The organism is Bradyrhizobium sp. JYMT SZCCT0428 (genome assembly GCF_018131075.1).
In the GTDB taxonomy this organism is placed as follows: Bacteria; Pseudomonadota; Alphaproteobacteria; order Rhizobiales; family Xanthobacteraceae; genus Bradyrhizobium.
Genome location: NZ_JAFCLS010000033.1, coordinates 1 through 15,875, shown reverse-complemented (window position 1 = coordinate 15,875; position 15,875 = coordinate 1). Strand labels below are relative to the sequence as shown.

General features: G+C 59.9%; 21 protein-coding genes. 6 read left to right on the top strand and 15 right to left on the bottom strand.

The window, feature by feature from the left end:
- The first annotated feature begins 51 nt into the window (after positions 1 to 51).
- The 3 genes from JQ575_RS28910 (at position 52) to JQ575_RS28900 (ending at position 1,000) form a co-directional block, all read left to right on the top strand.
- Positions 52 to 270, top strand: coding sequence for a hypothetical protein (locus JQ575_RS28910; protein WP_212036605.1), 219 nt, complete (start codon positions 52 to 54; stop codon positions 268 to 270).
- Positions 270 to 515, top strand: coding sequence for a DNA-directed RNA polymerase subunit alpha C-terminal domain-containing protein (locus tag JQ575_RS28905; RefSeq protein ID WP_212036604.1), 246 nt, complete (start codon positions 270 to 272; stop codon positions 513 to 515). Before JQ575_RS28910 ends, JQ575_RS28905 begins: the two co-directional genes overlap by 1 nt.
- A 203-nt stretch (positions 516 to 718) precedes the next feature.
- Positions 719 to 1,000 carry a hypothetical protein gene (locus JQ575_RS28900; protein ID WP_212036603.1) on the top strand — a complete coding sequence of 94 codons (282 nt, stop codon included), beginning with the start codon at positions 719 to 721 and terminating at the stop codon, positions 998 to 1,000.
- Between the two features lie 224 nt (positions 1,001 to 1,224).
- Here the strand turns inward: JQ575_RS28900 and JQ575_RS28895 are convergent, their stop codons facing one another.
- Positions 1,225 to 1,404 (bottom strand): hypothetical protein, encoded by a 180-nt coding sequence (locus JQ575_RS28895; RefSeq protein WP_212036602.1) that lies wholly within the window; start codon positions 1,402 to 1,404, stop codon positions 1,225 to 1,227.
- A 72-nt stretch (positions 1,405 to 1,476) separates the two neighbouring features.
- On the opposite strand from JQ575_RS28895, the gene JQ575_RS28890 reads away from it, so the two are divergent.
- Together JQ575_RS28890 and JQ575_RS28885 are read left to right on the top strand one after the other, a co-directional pair.
- On the top strand, positions 1,477 to 1,755 hold the full coding sequence (locus JQ575_RS28890; RefSeq protein ID WP_212036601.1) for a hypothetical protein: 279 nt from the start codon (positions 1,477 to 1,479) through the stop codon (positions 1,753 to 1,755).
- Positions 1,756 to 1,786: 31 nt separating this feature from the next.
- Complete coding sequence (locus JQ575_RS28885; RefSeq protein WP_212036600.1) at positions 1,787 to 2,107, top strand: hypothetical protein; 321 nt, start codon at positions 1,787 to 1,789, stop codon at positions 2,105 to 2,107.
- Between the two features lie 63 nt (positions 2,108 to 2,170).
- Here JQ575_RS28885 and JQ575_RS28880 read toward each other — a convergent pair whose 3' ends face one another.
- From JQ575_RS28880 to JQ575_RS28815, 14 genes are all read right to left on the bottom strand, one after another.
- A complete protein-coding gene (locus JQ575_RS28880) occupies positions 2,171 to 3,142 on the bottom strand; it encodes an ABC transporter substrate-binding protein (protein ID WP_212036599.1) in 972 nt (323 codons plus the stop codon).
- Positions 3,143 to 4,213: 1,071 nt separating this feature from the next.
- Positions 4,214 to 4,816 (bottom strand): hypothetical protein, encoded by a 603-nt coding sequence (locus JQ575_RS28875; RefSeq protein WP_212036598.1) that lies wholly within the window; start codon positions 4,814 to 4,816, stop codon positions 4,214 to 4,216.
- A 17-nt stretch (positions 4,817 to 4,833) separates the two neighbouring features.
- Entirely contained in the window at positions 4,834 to 5,283 is a 450-nt protein-coding gene (locus JQ575_RS28870) for a hypothetical protein (protein WP_212036597.1), read from the bottom strand.
- Positions 5,264 to 5,572: a hypothetical protein gene (locus JQ575_RS28865; protein ID WP_212036596.1), complete on the bottom strand. Its 309-nt coding sequence runs from the start codon at positions 5,570 to 5,572 to the stop codon at positions 5,264 to 5,266. The genes JQ575_RS28870 and JQ575_RS28865 overlap by 20 nt, the downstream gene beginning before the upstream one ends.
- A gap of 163 nt (positions 5,573 to 5,735) precedes the next feature.
- Positions 5,736 to 6,635 carry a hypothetical protein gene (locus tag JQ575_RS28860; protein WP_212036595.1) on the bottom strand — a complete coding sequence of 300 codons (900 nt, stop codon included), beginning with the start codon at positions 6,633 to 6,635 and terminating at the stop codon, positions 5,736 to 5,738.
- 31 nt (positions 6,636 to 6,666) lie between these two features.
- Positions 6,667 to 7,947 carry a S49 family peptidase gene (locus tag JQ575_RS28855; protein WP_212036594.1) on the bottom strand — a complete coding sequence of 427 codons (1,281 nt, stop codon included), beginning with the start codon at positions 7,945 to 7,947 and terminating at the stop codon, positions 6,667 to 6,669.
- Positions 7,948 to 8,064: 117 nt separating this feature from the next.
- Positions 8,065 to 8,343 carry a hypothetical protein gene (locus JQ575_RS28850; RefSeq protein ID WP_212036593.1) on the bottom strand — a complete coding sequence of 93 codons (279 nt, stop codon included), beginning with the start codon at positions 8,341 to 8,343 and terminating at the stop codon, positions 8,065 to 8,067.
- Positions 8,344 to 9,125: 782 nt separating this feature from the next.
- Positions 9,126 to 10,433: a virulence-associated E family protein gene (locus tag JQ575_RS28845; RefSeq protein WP_249166956.1), complete on the bottom strand. Its 1,308-nt coding sequence runs from the start codon at positions 10,431 to 10,433 to the stop codon at positions 9,126 to 9,128.
- Positions 10,430 to 10,669 (bottom strand): hypothetical protein, encoded by a 240-nt coding sequence (locus JQ575_RS28840; RefSeq protein WP_212036592.1) that lies wholly within the window; start codon positions 10,667 to 10,669, stop codon positions 10,430 to 10,432. Before JQ575_RS28840 ends, JQ575_RS28845 begins: the two co-directional genes overlap by 4 nt.
- Complete coding sequence (locus tag JQ575_RS28835) at positions 10,666 to 12,075, bottom strand: DEAD/DEAH box helicase (RefSeq protein WP_212036591.1); 1,410 nt, start codon at positions 12,073 to 12,075, stop codon at positions 10,666 to 10,668. The genes JQ575_RS28840 and JQ575_RS28835 overlap by 4 nt, the downstream gene beginning before the upstream one ends.
- A complete protein-coding gene (locus tag JQ575_RS28830) occupies positions 12,069 to 12,656 on the bottom strand; it encodes a class I SAM-dependent methyltransferase (protein ID WP_212036590.1) in 588 nt (195 codons plus the stop codon). The genes JQ575_RS28835 and JQ575_RS28830 overlap by 7 nt, the downstream gene beginning before the upstream one ends.
- Position 12,657: 1 nt before the next feature.
- Complete coding sequence (locus JQ575_RS28825; RefSeq protein WP_212036589.1) at positions 12,658 to 12,864, bottom strand: hypothetical protein; 207 nt, start codon at positions 12,862 to 12,864, stop codon at positions 12,658 to 12,660.
- 128 nt (positions 12,865 to 12,992) lie between these two features.
- On the bottom strand, positions 12,993 to 13,796 hold the full coding sequence (locus tag JQ575_RS28820) for a hypothetical protein (RefSeq protein WP_212036588.1): 804 nt from the start codon (positions 13,794 to 13,796) through the stop codon (positions 12,993 to 12,995).
- 1 nt (position 13,797) lies between these two features.
- Positions 13,798 to 15,087, bottom strand: a complete 1,290-nt coding sequence (locus JQ575_RS28815; protein WP_212036587.1) for a site-specific integrase — start codon at positions 15,085 to 15,087, stop codon at positions 13,798 to 13,800.
- Between the two features lie 393 nt (positions 15,088 to 15,480).
- On the opposite strand from JQ575_RS28815, the gene JQ575_RS28810 reads away from it, so the two are divergent.
- On the top strand, positions 15,481 to 15,744 hold the full coding sequence (locus JQ575_RS28810) for a hypothetical protein (protein WP_212036586.1): 264 nt from the start codon (positions 15,481 to 15,483) through the stop codon (positions 15,742 to 15,744).
- The last annotated feature ends 131 nt before the right edge of the window (positions 15,745 to 15,875 follow it).

Below are 15,875 nucleotides of genomic sequence, written 5' to 3'. Positions count from 1 at the left end.
ACAGTCGGCATTTCTAATGACGGTCTCGACTAGTTTTGAGTTGTTCTGACCATGCCCCTTGAAGCCAAAACTGCTTTTCAGCTTCAGCAAATGATTGGCGAACTGGCTGGATTTGATCCGGACAATATCGACGTCGTGAAGCTGGGCAACGAGGGAAGCTTTAGGGCCGTGCTGATCGGAACCGTCGGCGCTGTCAGCAAGTCGAGAGCGCAGGCGGACATTGAGACTGCGTGTCGTCAATTGCGGTTGAAATTTAGATTGAAGGCTTGATGAACGAAGTCGACGCCGCGCCTGAACTGCCGGACGATATGCTGATCGACCGCATTAGGTTTCCTGCTCGCATCCGGAACGCCTTGAATGAAGCCGGCGTGAAGACGGTCGGCGAAATACGCGAAGCGCCGGACCGTGCGCTTTTAAGCCTCCAAAACTTGGGCAAAGGTTCTCTTTCCTATCTTCGCAAGACGTTGGGTCGGCGGGTCCGTCTCCCCTTGCGACCCGCCCGGCGTCCGGATTAGGCTACCACCGTTGTGTGGGGACAATCATCACATCCGACGTCGTATTTTGCGACTTCTCGACCTGGTGAGGCCCAGCGATGCCTTCGCGACCCAGCCATCTTCCTCACAATATCGAACGTACCGCGCTGCAGCTGTTGAACAGGACGGGCGCTGCTTTACACGCCTCGCGTCTGCATCCGGCGAGCTCAGGAACGATTAGCAGCATGCTCAAGAAGGGCTGGATCGAAAAACAGGCGCGCCGGCAAGAAAGGCCCGCAAGGTTCCCGGCATCTGATTTGAAGGAAAATTCATCCCCTTCGCCAGGAACGGCCGAGGCCCGCCGTGCTTGCCTCTTTTTAGGGAGGAAAGTGATGTCCAGCCGCGAGCCCAAGCCGCCCCTCCTTGGCGGCCTATTGCGACGCGAAGATCTCATCATCGCGTTTATGGCTGGCCTCCTGGCGTGGGTGATCACGCTGGGTCTAAGGATGGGCTTCGCAGGGCTTTGAATAATTCTCCGCACTCGCATGAACTCAGGGAACTGGCGGTACAAATTATCGAATACCGGCTGAGGCTGCAGCTGTTGTCATGGGATGACGAGGCGACTGAAGCTATCAGGGAAGAAATCGCGCGATTAGAGCGAAAAGTGCTCAAGGTCGACGAATAGTGCAGGTCGACGCCCCTCGGTCGTTGCATTTCCGCGGCGGTTTATTAGCTTGGCGAAGGTTTCGAATCATCGAAATAGCACCGTCATCGCCTGGGATTTCCCAACATGCCTCATCGGTTGTCGGAGCCGATCGAGTTCCGGAGATGCCCAGAATGTCGCCGGGTCGAAATCGTGGCGACCGGTGAAGCGGTCGCGCCGGGCCGCGACCACCAGCGATGCGCGGCGCCGGTCGACGAATGGGTTCACTTCCGCGCTCCGCCGGATTGGCGGCCGGTGGAAGCTGAGGGAACTCATTAGCCGCGCAAGCGTAAGCCTCGCATGATCGACGACCACGTGACCCGCGAAACGCCCCTTGGGTTTGAGATCGAGTTGGTCGACGGCTCGACGATCGGGACCGTCGGTGACGTCGAACACTATCTTCGCAACCTGAGCGCCGATCAGCACCTGAAGAGCCATTGGGGCATCGCCGTGCGGATGTTCAGAAACGCGATGATCGAGCCGGCCTATCTAAGGGCCGCGACGATGTCATTCCAAACCGCGTTAGCGCTCGACGGTTTAACGCTGCTTGCGACGGCGGCGACTGTGAAACAATTCTAGGCCCTCCCGTCTTATTTGGACGGAGGAGATCATGCCAGTCGCGATCGCTCTCATTGCTGGCGTCTTGGTGCTTGCCATTGCCCTCATCGGCTTGGTTTGGGCGATAATCTTCTTGCTGCCCTTTTATGCGTACGTCGCTTTGGCGGTCTATCTGGTACGGCGGAGCAATCGCGCGCAGGCTGATTTGTCGGCATCGGTAGAGCGGGAAGCGGCCAGGCAGAGAAGGTTCAACGAACAAGAAATGCGAGCGTGGAACAGCTCTATCGAACATGATAGCCGAGCCGCGTCCGGACGGAAAAAAGTGGTGCGACGTTTCGACAATGAACGTGATCCTGCGGCGAGGAACCGCTGATCGCGCCAATTCCCACATCGCGCGCAGCTCGGGTAAGTAAGTCTGCGGACGGGTCGGCGGACGTTATTCGATCACCTCGTCGGCGCGGACGAGCAGCGTTGGTGGGATGTCGATGCCGAGCTGCTTCGCCGCCTTGAGATTGATCACCAGATCGAACTTGGTGGGCTGCACAACCGGAAGGTCGGACGGCTTTTCGCCCTTGAGGATGCGTCCGACATAGACACCTGCTTGGCGCCATGTCTCCGATAGATCGGGACCGTAGCTGACAAGGCCGCCAAGCACGGCGTCCACGCGACCGTTGCAGATTGCAGGAATCCCGTAGCGGTAGGCCCTCGTGATGTGCAGGCCTCGACCGTTGAGGCCAAACAAGGGATCGGTGCTGGGGAGAAACGCGCCTACGTTTAACCGGCTCATCGCGGCGAAAGCCTCGTCGAATTCGTTTTCGCTTGTGGCGTTTACAATACGAAGGATCAACCCAAGGGACTGGGCGGCCACTTTTGCTTCGGCGATCTGCGCTTCCGCAAGCGTGCCTTTCGGGTTCACAAGCAGCGCAACGTTTGAGACTTGAGGCAGGATCTCCCGCAGCAGGCCCATCCGCTTTGACGTGAGCTCCGTTCCGATGAAGGTTGTGCCGGTGACATTCCCTCCGGGCCGGTTGAAGCTCGCCACAAGGCTATCGCGGACTGGATCGCCGCCATATGCAAAAACGATTGGTATCGTCGTCGTGGCCGCTTTCGCTGAGCGCGCCGGGACCGGCGATCCGGTCGCGAAAATGACCGAGACCCGGCTGTTTGCGAGCTCTTCCGCAAGTGCCGGTAAGCGATCGAACTGGCCCTCTGCTGAACGATAAATGACGGTCAGATTGCGGCCTTCGACGAAGCCGCCCTGCTCGAGACCCGCACGAAACGGCTTAATTGCCCAATCGGCCATCTCGCTTGAACTGAGCAACCCCAACGTCGGCCATTGCTGTGACTGGGCCACAGCTGGCCATGCCGCCGACATGCTGATCAGTGCGATGAATTCGCGCCGCTTCATGGCCAATCGCGTCCCGGTGTGCTTGACGTAAGCGTACGCATTTTTCGGCGTAGGTCCAAGCGGTCGAGTGTCCGGGTAGATCATTGGCCAAATTCCGGTGTAGGTCATTTTGGAAGTGCCGGTGGTCGGTTTTGTTTGACCGCCTGGGCCGTCCAGCGATCAAATGGCGGCTGGAGTGGGGAATGAGACCCCGAAATAGCCGAGCGCGAGCGCTTTTGTACACCCGGCTATCCGGCCGCCGCGCGGCGGTGGCGGCAACACAAAAGATCATGAACGATTTAACGATCTATTCTGTGTACAAAGTAACACTTGAACCTCAACCTACACAGTAAGGCCGCCGGCCGTTTTCTAATCACTCGCTACTGCTCGACTCCGCAGCGAACGCCAAAACGATCAGCAGGACCGTGGCCGTTGCGATCAGCGGCAGGTAATCCATGATCCTCAGGTCCTTTTATAAGGTGACGTAATGTGCAGGCTGCTAAAACTCAAATTGATCGCGGCCCTGGCGCGCAAGATCGTGCAAGGCATCGAGCGTTCCACGCGGAGCATAGCAGCGAGCGCATTCGACAACGGTCGAAGCCGGGGCGTGAACAGGATCCGAAACCCTTATCGAAAGGCTTCCACAGTCGTCACAAACGATTTTGAACTTTGATCGCGCGGGAGCTTCGTTAATCGAGCGGTCGATTTTCATTATTGATCATAAGCATCGAACTTCTAAAAAGGCGGACGCGATCTCGCTCGCATTATTTGCCTGGTCGATACCTGACGTTAACCAGCGTCGTCAGACGAAAAGCAATTACCACCCCGCGCAATCCCCTCAATCCCGTCAATGATCTGCGCGAGGCGAGGTCTTCAATGTGGAGGGCTTCCGGTTCGACTGCGAAACCTGGCGCGCCGCCGCCGCCCAGACTGGCCCGCAAGTCGCTGATGATCCTATCGGCGGATCTCGACTGGGGCGGCGCGCAGCGCTAGCCCCACGATGCCGCCGTAAATCACCTCAACCAGCGTTTGCTCTGGCCTCCAGACGATCGAGGCGGGCTTCGAGCACTTGATACCGTCCACGTCCGAGCATTACGGTGTCCGCCCGACAGTGTTACCCCGAGGCGACGGCGCCGCCGCGTCCGGGCTCGACTTGCCGGTGCTGCCGGGCCCGTTGGCGTTGAGCATCCCGCGCAGCTGGGCCGCCGACGACTTCGCGGTGGCGGTGGCGTTGATCACCTCGCTTGACGGAGTGACCGTCACGTCGACCTTGATCGTGGCCTCGCCCTCGACGTTCGCCGTTCCGGTCAGCTCGGCCTTGACCGGGCCAGAGCCGCCGCCGGCCGCCCCAGGAAGCTCGTCCCAGCCGGTGCTGTACTGGTCGCGGATCAGTTCTCGAGCCGACTTGCCGCCGCGACGCCTGCGCATCCGCTCGCCGCTGGTCAGCCCGACATTCTCTTCCCCGACGGTTGCGCGCAGCACGGCGCCCGCCGCCAGCGTCGCAGCAGCCGCGCCCACCCACGGCAGGGCGGCCGTTCCGGCGGCCCCCAGAGCGCTGCCAGCGCCGCCCGCTGCTGCACCCCCACCGGCCGCACCGGTGCCCGCTCCTGCTGCGGCGCTCGCTACCTGTCCAGCCGCCGATCCTGCGGCGATCCCGGCAGCGGCGGCCGTCAGGGCCGCCGCCGAGGCGTCCAAAGCAGCTGCCGACGCTGTCAGAGCGCCAGCCCCGCCCGTGAACCATCCGTAGAGGCCCTTTGGCGCCCATCAGGCCCACATACCCGGCGCCGGCGCCGAGGATGCCTCACCCCAGCGGCGCCGATCTTTCCGCAGTGTTCCCTTCGGAAAACTTGGTGTTGAGCGCGCCAATCGCGCCCGACAGCTTCGCCAGTGCCGTGGCCGCAGTGTCTACCAGCGGCGCCTGCGTTGCCAAGGTTCTGCAGCTGCGCAATGACCCCCGCGTAAGCAACGAAGAGGTCTTTGGTCAGTAGCGGCTTTGCATTCGGTTCGAGAACAGCTTCGACATCCGCCCCGCTAACGGCAACGTTGTCGTCGGCACTGATGCCCTTTTTCTGGAGCGCGGGAATCAGTCGATCCCATGCGTATTTGTCCGGGTCGGTCATCGCCAGCCGGCTGTCGAGAAACTCACCCTGATCGTCGCGCAAGCCATACGCCTGCTGGATTTCCTTCGAGGCCTTCGTGGCCGATGTTCTGAGCCAGTCCCGAGGCCAGCGAGGTACCGAGCTGCGCGTCGCCCATGTCGCGGGCCAGGCCCGGCGCCGTCATTGTCAAAAATCGATTTGACAAGATACCGCCGGCCGCGCGCGACTGCTTTGCGAACTGCAGCACGCCACCCAGATCCATATCGGCGCCTTCAACGCTCACGGCCTTAATGTAGCCGTCGAACAGCGACCGGACTTCCTTCGGGTCGATGTTCTTGCCGAGCACGTCCAAGGCTGAGAAAAACTTCCTGCCTTCCTCGATCGCCCTGTCTTTGCCCTTCAAGGACTGCAGCACCGTGGTGCCCTGGGCGATGGTCTCGCCGAGTTCCAGCGCGCGATGAAACAGTCGGCGGCCTATCCGTCCGTCGACAGCGAAGCGCGCGCGTGTTGAGAATCTATCGATTGGCCGCGCGATCGCGGCGAATTTTGGCGAGCGTTTCCTGCATAGGAGTGGGGGGAATTTCCGGGATCGGCTCGATCGGTTCCAGCTCAGTTTGCTGAATGCGCTTCGATTTTTGAGAGCCCGCCGGCAGCTGTTCGAGTTTTTGAAGAACCTCTTGCGGAAAGATACGCGAGCCGTTCCAAACCGTTCCGGGTCCTGCAAAATCCGGCAACTGCAGCAGGGTCGACAGCGGGATCGGGTCCTGCGGCTGTTCTGCCGGATAAAAAGTTCGCGCGGCATATTTTCGGCGGACGCACATCTGATAGAAGCCGGCCGGGTTGCCGAGAAAACCCACCCTTGGCGCAGTTTCAGTCACGCTATCCTGGTCACCTACCAGATTCCCGCTGACTTGGTAGCACCAGAGCGACAGGATTTCTTCTTTGACATCTTTTCGTGGGATGCCTAGTCGACCACGGGCGAGAAATTCGGCGCCAACGACGAACTCATCATCTTCGCCGCGAACAGCATTTAGTTCTTTGTCGTCAACATCAGCAGTCGCGATGTCGCGCATAAGCGATGTCAGCGCTTCCGTCACCTCGCCACCAACGCGGACAATTCGGGCGGCCAAAGCGGTGTTTCGTTTTTTTACTTCGGCGACGCGCTTGCGGCGCGTCTCCGTAGCTTCGCGTCGTTGCTCGTCACCCAGTTCTGCCTCGATCGAAGTAACGAGACGCTCCAAGCGATCCATTTCGACGGCCGCAGCATCCCGGTCGCTGCGCCATGTGCCAAAGGTTTCGGAGGAAGTCACGGCCGCGGCTTCGCCGGCGAGAACACTGTCGAATTTGAGCTGCGCGGCGGCGAGATCGCCGCGCGCTGCTTCGAGCCGGTTTTGGAGATCATTCGATTTTGCCATGTTTCCCATCCCAAGGATTTTCTAGATACAGTCACCGAGCAATCTTCATGCCGCGACTTTCCAGGACGGCATCCCACCCTGCCGCGATTTCACCGGCGCCGGGTTGCTGCAGAGCAGGAGCCGAGTTACCCACGCTCATGCCGCGCCGCTCAAAAATCGCATCCCACGATGCGCCGACGGTGACTTCCATTTCGATGCCCGCGAGGACTGTCTTCGCCTCCGCGGCCGAGACGAACGTTGTAAGCGCTAGGTTCAGCGCTGCCGCCGGCCGACATTTAGCCTCCTCGAGGCTGGTGACGGACTTGATCCGGGCGCGCTCCGCCACCGTTGCCTCCCCCCGCGCCTGGGCGATCGCCGCCTCGTGGTCGGCGCGGTTGATCATGTTCTGGTCGGTCATCAGTCTACCTCGTGGCTTGTTGGAGATGATCTTTTGAGCCCTTGCTGAGAGATCGGCGAGCACGCTTTCGAAGCTGCCGACAGCATCGGCGAGACCGACCGCAACCGCGGCGGCTCCGATGTAGGTACCCGCCTCCATTGCCAGGATCGCATCGGCGGTCAGCGAAGGCCGCCCCTCCGCAACCGTGGCAACAAAAAGCGAATTGAAATTCTCGACCTCGGTCTTGAGCGATGCCTTCACGTCGTCGGTCAGCGGCTTGTAAGGCGTACCGTCGACCTTTTTTTTGCCGGCGTGGATCAGCGTCGGCACCACGCCGCGTTCATGGAGCGCGTGGCTGTAGTCGGCGTGGAGCAGTACGACGCCGATGGATCCGATCACCGATGATTTGCTGGTGATGATCTTGGTCGACGCGCTGGCGATCGCATAGGCAGCCGAGCAGCACAGTCCGGTCGCCATCGCATACACCGGCTTGACCTGGGCGGCTTCGCCAACCACGTCGGCGGTTTCAAACGCGCCGACTGCCTCGCCGCCGGGGCTGTCCATGTCGAGGATGATCGCCTTGACGCTGTCATCCTTTGCCGCGGCCGCGACCTGAAACTTGAGGTTCTCGTAAGACGTAATGCCCGAGATCGCACCCAGCCAGCCGCCGCGATTGACGAGGGAACCGATCACCGGGATCACGGCCACGCCGTCCGCCGTGGTGCGGTACGCCTTGCGCTTGCCGTCTGCGCCTTCCTCGAACGTCCCGACGAAGCGGGAAGCATCTGGCAGCGCCATGTCGTGATCGGGCTTCAAGCCCGCCGCGTCGATCCCGATCCTGCCCTCGAGGACAGACGCGATCAGCGACAGCTTGTCCGGCAGGATCATGAGCGGCCGGTTGAGGACGCGGTCCGCGATGTGCGCAAGCTGTGTCATTTGGCAAGTGCTCCATTGATGCAGGAGCATGCGATGAACGGCTGGTCCGCTGCGACAGAGGAAACGTGCGCCTATGCGCGATTAAGTTGCTAAATCGTGCGTCCTTGCACGATTATTCTACTTGACACGGTGTAGCTGTCCCACCGGCACGATTTTTATGAAAGGTTCGAACACCACCGACCGTCGGCAACCTTTCTTTACACAGAACCCGCCCGGATCCTTATTGAAGCGGCTCTTATCGCACAGTTTGCGCATTTGCCCGTCCGTTACACCGAGAATGAAAGCCGCCTCTTTAACCGTTAAATGAAGCGTTTTGTCCGGCGCGCCTGCGTAATCACGCAGCCGCCTCGCAACAGCTTCAAGAGCATCGGCCGTTCGGTCATTGTAATCGGTCAACAGCGGTCCCCGATAAGTGCAAAGAGCATCCTGCGTCTGTGCCAGCCAACGCGCTCTATGCGGCCTCTTTGGACCAGGCGACGTAGCGCTCGCCTAACCGACACGAGTTCCGCGGACGAGCAACGGGATCGACCCCTAAACATAATCTTTCGCGAGTAGCTGCAGCTCGCAATCTCCAAAGCGGTGAGTCGATCGGCACGAGCCAGCACCTCGAGTACGCGCCGGCGCAGGGCGAGCGGCCGGTGGGCGAAACCTCTTGCTGGGAGATAAATCGATTTCATCGGCCTCTCGTCACGACACTAAAGCTGGGATTTCGGGTGCCCAAATATGCAGAAATGCAGCAACGATCGTCGTCGCATGGCGACGGTCGTTTTGAAAGATACTTAGGCATTCTGACGCGAGAACGGGGCTACATCGAGCTGGCAGCGTCGCTGGTGCGGGTTCGCAGCGCGGGCTTGCAATACAGCTGGCAGCGAAGGAGCCGCCACCAGTGCGCTTACCACGAGGGGCGGCCCGCGCGATTAGAGCGGCGCTGGTGGCGGTCTCGTGTCGAGCGCTGGTACAACAGGCCGCGTGAGAAAGACGCTGGCGCCGATCCTGCCCGCGATCAAATGCAACGATATCAATGCATTGGTTCGGCGCGCAGGTGCGCGCCGACACCTCACACCACAGCCGACACAGCCGACCACAGCTGACTTTGCATATAGTTTTATAGCGGGCGGGCGCGCGTATATAACTATAAGGAAAATCGGCTGTGGTCGGCTGTGTCAGCTGTGGTCGGATCAAGATTTCACCCACCATCGCTTGCCCTGCCAGTCAGCCTTACCGCCTCGTTCGCGTTCCCAACCGATCCGTTCCATTGCTGCAGTGATGCGATTTTGATCGGCGCGACCTATCTTCTTCGCCTCGAGGCGCAAAGCGTCAAGCGCCACCATCCCGACGGTCACTCTGCTGACTTTCTTCAAGAATTCGCCGATGGGCTCCTCCCAGCTGTCTGCCTCGTAACGAGATGCCTGTTGAGGTGCGATAAATTCACGTTCGAACGAGCGATCCGGCCACCACGGCGCCCCAGCGCGAAAAAGGTGCAAAGCCTCGGCGAAGAGCTGGTCGCGGTCTCGGATCAGTGCCGGAATATCGATAGTACCAGTTGGCACGGGCCAAAACCGGCGCCCCCCGGTCTCATCGCGCAAATACGTCGCCCGATTGGTGGTTCCGATGAAGGCGCACTGCCGCGGTTCGATGACCTCTTTGTGCCCGTAGCTCGGACGATAACGTTCGGTCGTTCTACTGAGGAAGGCCTTCAACAGCGCCACCTCGGTCTTGTCGAGTGCGTGCATCTCGCTCACTTCGATAAGCCATTTGCCTCGCAGATGTTGCGAAACATCTTTACCGAAGACGATGTCAGGTAAACTGTCCGAGAAATAGTCGCCGCCCAAGATGCTGCAAGCAGTCGATTTAAGCGCGCCCTGCGGACCCTCCAAGACCACCATATGGTCCGATTTGCAGCCGGGCTTCATGATGCGCGCCACCATCGCGATCAAGAACATCTCGCCGATTTTCGCGGTATAAGCCGATTGCTCGGCACGGAAGTATTCGGACAACCAGCCAAACAATCGTGAGTGTCCGTCCCAGGTCAATGAAATTAAATAGTTCCGCACCGGGTGAAATGCGCGCTCACTTGCCCGCAAATCGACTGCGCTGTGGGCGGTGTTCTTCGTGACACTGGCTAGGCCCGCGTTCTGCAGCCACTCCTGCAATTCGATGACGTCGACGTCAGTGGCGGGCCGCGGCTCAAACATTGAGTTGCTCGGCCACGTCGTCCCGATGGCGCGGGTTACGATGCAGGCGGACAGCATTTCGTCGTAGGCAAACGCCTCCATTAACGCCGGATCGGATCTTAGGGCGCGCATCACGTTTGCAAGGTTGGGCAGCGGCTTGCCTTTTGCGTCCGCGATGCATCCGCTCAACCAGTCAGCGTTAGGGACGTTGTCATCGTAGGCAAAGCCGTTAATCCGCTGGCCCACGACTGGATCCTCTGGGTCAGTCATGGCTTTGACGGCTCGGAGCAGTTTCGAGGACGGCTGCTTCATGCGGCACCGCCGCGCTTCTCGCCGGTCACCTGAGACCAAACCTCGTCGGCGAACTGGATCAGATCCTGTTCGACGACGAGGTCATCCTCGATGAATGTAACGGCGCGCTCATACTTCTGGCCGATATGCCTGATCATCACTTCGTCGCGTCGCTTTTGCGACGGCAGGGCTCTGAGCTCTTCAACGACTTGCCGGACGAATGCCGTCTGACGCCTCAGCGGAAACAGCGCAATCATGAAACTTCTCCTCGATTGTCTTCGATGACGAAATCAGGATCGCGGCTCTCGGCAATCTCGCGTAAGCGGTGCCAAATCCACCCAGGTTTTAGCGATCGGGCCATCGCTACAATCCGTGTCTTCTGATCATCGTCAGCCCATCGGGCCGCCGCGCTGTAAGACATGCCGCGAAGCCGGTGCGCCAGCCCCGGTTGGCTTACCAACGTTGACCATATGTCGACATCAGTCGGGCGCCGCGGCTTCGGCGGCGCGCCGCAGACGTTGCAGAAAGGCCCTGACAGCGTCACGGCGCTACACGCGGCGCAAACGCTTAATTTGCGACTATGATCTTCCGCTGCAGCGGGCGGCGCATCGAGCGACCAGGCGCGATCATCCTCAACAAGTCCGTGGCGAGAATGATTCCCGACGAGGTCGACCACGATGGCATGATCTTTTCCGGGTGCGACACGTAGCGCCCGTCCAATCATTTGGAGATACAAACCCAGGCTTTTCGTGGGCCGGAGCATCAGCACGGCCTCAATCGCAGGAACATCAAATCCTTCACCAAATAAGTCGACGTTTGAAAGGAGTTGGGTGTCACCACTGGCGAATCGAGCGATCGCAGCATCTCGCAATGTCGGTGATGTCTTGCCGTCGACGTGTTCCGCCGGAATGCCGGCAAAGTTGAAAACGTCAACGGTATGTTCGGATTGCTCGATCGAAGTGGCGAATAGAAGGGCCCGCTTGCCCGGAGCAAAGCGCTGGTAAGCATTGACCGCGTCATTATCGATGGTAGAGCGACCCACCGCGGCGACCAAGTCGCCGCGGTGGTAGTCACCCAGCCTGGTCCGCACGCCAGAAAGGTCGATGCTGCTCGGCGCATAATGTCTGCAGCGCGCTAGATGACCGCGCCGCTGGAGCTGACGGACAGACGGACCGCAGACCAGGACATCAAAGTGCGCACGCAACCCCTGCCCATCCAGGCGCCGCGGCGTGGCCGACAATCCGATGTGAAAAGCTCGATCGAAAGCTTCTTGAAGTGACGTCCATCCCGGAGCCGGCAAGTGGTGGCACTCATCCCAACAAACAAAGCGGGGCCTCGTCATCCGATCGAGATATTTCACCAGCGAGCCGATCGTCGCCACATGAACCAACTGCGAAAAATCAGGTTCTACACCAGCGGTGATCACGCCGTGCACAACGCCATTCGAGGTGAACGCGGCGCTTGCTTGTGCTAACAGCTCGCGGCGATGAACGATAAAGATGGAATGGAAGCCGCGCTGCGCCGAGGTGCCCATCATCGAGCTGGTCAAAACTGTTTTTCCGAAACCCGTCGGGGCTTGAATCAATACGCGCCGATGCCCGCTCTTCATTTGCGCACTCGCAGCGTCCATCAACTCACGCTGATCTTTGCGTAGTGTCAGCATCCGATGGCCGCCTCCCACGAGACTCTATGCAGCTGGGTCGGGCCCTTGTGGTCCCGATCCCAGACGAACCACGCGAATGGGGTCGGATTGCTTACTTTCGGGCCGGTCCAGCCGGCCCGATGCATCATCGGAAGGCGGTTCTTGAACACGTGCACCCGCGCGAGGTGGCCGCCGTCCAGAATCGCGGTGCGACGTTCGCTCTCAAGGAACGCCAGGCGCAGTAACATGATGACGAGGGGGCACAGTTCTAGCGCGTGAGCGGCAAACTCCGAGGCGAGCTTGAACGGCGGATTGGTGACGATCGCCTGAACGCCGTCGGGCGCCCGGCGCTCCGAGAGAAAATCCCAACCGTGGAAATCCTGATCAGCGGAATCATAGTCGACCAGGTCGCTGGCAATGACGCGGTGACCGGCGGCACGGAGAACCCGGACGATCGATCCCGGCCCGCAAGCGGGCTCCCAAATCATCGGCGGCAGCTTCTCGGCGCGCAGCAGGGCGTGCACGGCCTCAGGCGGGCTTTCATACAGATCGTCGGCGCGATCCTTGAGGGGCGCCTTCCCGGCTGTGGACAGCAAAGCCATTTCAAGCTGCGTCGCTGGAATCTTCCGAGCCCACAACAGGCAAACTTTTGAGATAAGCCTCGTAATTTTCGTGCGTGATGATGGTGCTGCGCCCTTCCTTCTGCGCGACCAGCTTTCGCTCCCGGATCGCCTTGAAGAGCGTGCTGCGGCCATGTGGGCCGTGCGGCTTGATCAGGTCATTGATCCTGTAAGCCAGTTTCGTAGTCATGATGTGCTCCGTGTCGCTGACGTTTACTGACGTGCAGCGCAATGTTTAGAGCGCGAATGAATGCGGAAAATAGGTGAACCCACCCCGCCGTTTTCGATGGGGCTTTCACCTAGCTTATCGAGGAAGAGTCAGGTCAGCCGGCCGTCAGGGAGAATGTGCCACTCGCCTGGCCGGCTGTTCGACAGAGCGCCGCTGATCGCATTTTTCCAGTCCGCATCATCGGGTGCAGCTTCCGGCGAGAGACTGCACCAAGAAGCGATCACGAAACGCTGAAATGGGCCGGCAGATGACTTCGGGTCTTTCTCGGTGAGCCACCACCATGCGCTAAAGAGGGCCTTGACGAAGGATCGACGCCAGACCGAACGTTGCCATTCCACGCCGTGCTTGCGGGATAGCTCAAGATGAAGCGCTTTGATCAGTGGTCTTGCCTTGATCAGCTGTTCTTCCGAAACCAGCAAGGCTTCCGCGAGCGATTCAATTCTGGAAAGAGAAAAGCCGAGATCCTCAACTCCTTCGAGGACAGACTGCACCCGGCCACGCGTCGGCTTTAAAATCGCTCGCAATCTAGAATCGTTGTCTTTCAGATATTTGAGCGCGGCGACAATCGGTTCCTTGATCTCAGCTTCTCGCCGATATTGTTCGTGTGCAAATCCCACGGCGAGATGAACGCCATATCTCGCTATCGCGTAAGAACAGCTTCCGAACGTGCTTTGCACCTCGGCCGAGTGACTGATCGATCTCTTCCGGAGCAGCTCCTTCACGTATTCGTCGACGGGCCAGGACGGAATCGGCATTCGGCCTGCAACCCAACCGGCCGGCAATCGCGGCTGTATGACCTTTAGCTTGCTCGAAAGGTCACGAAGCGTCAGGGAGGTCGGGTCGAAGACTACTTTGCGAACAGCAACGAGGTCAGCGGGAGCCTTTTGCAGCATGTCAGGCAAGCTCCTTTCGGCGCAGTCTCTTTACCCTCACGTCCTTTAGACTGCCAAAACGCGGCGCGTGCGCGCGCACCGCTTGGGAAATGTACGACGGCGCCATGTGGCCGTAGTGCTTTTCGACCATCCGGGTCGTCGAGTGCCCGAGATTTTTTGCGACCACCAGCAGCGGCATCCCCTTCATGACGCTGTGGGATGCCCAGGTATGTCGCAGCCCGTGAAAGTTAATCGGCGGAGTGATCTTGGCGCGCTTGTTGGTCTCGCGGATGGGATCGGCTTGGTGGTCCGCGAGCCATTGAGAGCCATCAGATTTTAGGAAGATCGGCTCCTTGCCACCGCGCCCCGCGGTGATTTCCTCAAAGAACTCGACGCCGTCGTTACTCAGGACGATGTGCCGCGGCTTGCTGGTCTTCGGATCAGGGATTGCGAGCGTACCGCTATCGGCGTTGAAATCGGCGACCAACAGATCGCACAACTCACCGTATCGCGCCCCGCTTTCGAGCGCGCCGCGCGCGAGCGAACGGAAATCTTCATCGGCCGCGTTCAGAAAGCGAGTGGCTTCGTCGATAGAGAGATATCGGATGCGCGCGGAATCAACGGCCTTGAATGGCTTGACCCGGCGCCAGGCCGTATCACTCGCGACCTGCCCTGCTTCAAAGGCCTGGTTGAGTGCACCCTTGAGGATTGTCAGAATTCGATTTGCGGTCGATTTTCGCCGGCGCAGGCGTTCCGGATCCGCGAGGTTGTCTTTGAAGCGCTGCGGATTGTCTTTTCCGGTCCGGACCCTCGCACCCTCTTTCGTCAAGTCGGTGTGCCACTTGCGCAGTTGAGCGGTCGTTAGGTCCTCGATCTTGGTCTTTCCGAGAACCGGCCGGATGAAGGCATTGGCGGCGTATCGGGCCTCCCTCCCCGACTTTCGGTGAGCATCCAGGAATTCGATGTACTGGTCGATGCAGGTGGCGACGGTCAGCGATCGCTGCGTCTCCTTTTCGATGTGAGCGCGAGCGACCATTCGCTCGCGCGCTCGGGTCTGAGCCTGCCAAAAACTAAGGATGGCCTCCCCATCCGGGTCGGACAGATCGTCTGCGACGCCGAATGTGTCAGTCTGGTAGTCGTTCCTGCCGCCCAGGTGATGCCGTACGACCCACTTCCCTGCCCCGCTGGCGGGCTTGCGGTAGCCAATGGCAAGGCCGGGCTCGAGCTGCCGCCAGTACGGCTTGCCGCGCGCCTGGAGCCTGCTGCGGGCGGTGCGGGTGTCCAGCGTCGTGTCGATCACTCGTCGGGCCATTACCACCTCTGCAAGGATGCAAGACAGGCTCGATGTCCAGCATGTCCAGCTGCCCGCTCTCCACCGCGCCACAGTCCTTCGGGGTCGGATGTAATCCCCGATGTCCAGCAAATGTCCGGTATCTGAGCGCGAACGTTAGCGGACGATGCGAGACACTAACGCACTATCATCTTGATGTCATTAACGATTTTTTGGACGCCCACGGACTCCGGCGAACGTCAGAGGGGCTCTTTCACGGTGGAGAGAGCGGTTCGATTCCGCTAGGGAGCGCCATATTTTCAATGGCTTAGCTCGCTGGCCGGCTTTAGTGTCCAACAGGTGTCCAATATACGCGTGTGGACAGTGGGGACAACTCAACGCCTCGGATTGCCCGCCTTCCGGGTCGGCGTTCGGATGTTGACGACCGTCGGCGGGTTAACCAATCAAAAACCTTGGAGTTCCGACATGCTCGTTCGACCCAGTGATTTGGCAAACCGTATTGCCGGCGAACAACAGCCTGAGATGTTCACCATGTCCCTAGAAGCCGCTCGCGGCAAAGCCCGCGAAGTGATCGATCGGGCGCCGCTAGGCGGCCTCACGCCGGTCATCGAAAGATGGAGGCAACTCCCAGACGGCCGGATCGAGCTTTCGGTTCGACATTATCCGGTGGCGGATTGAATTGCGGATTCGCATTCTCGGCGGCCTCGCCTATCTAAGCCGCATGCGTACCAGTGCTTTCGAACCCTGCATCCCGACCCGCGCTACGAAGGCTGCGCCTACTCGCTTCCACGTTCTCTTAATTCCGATTC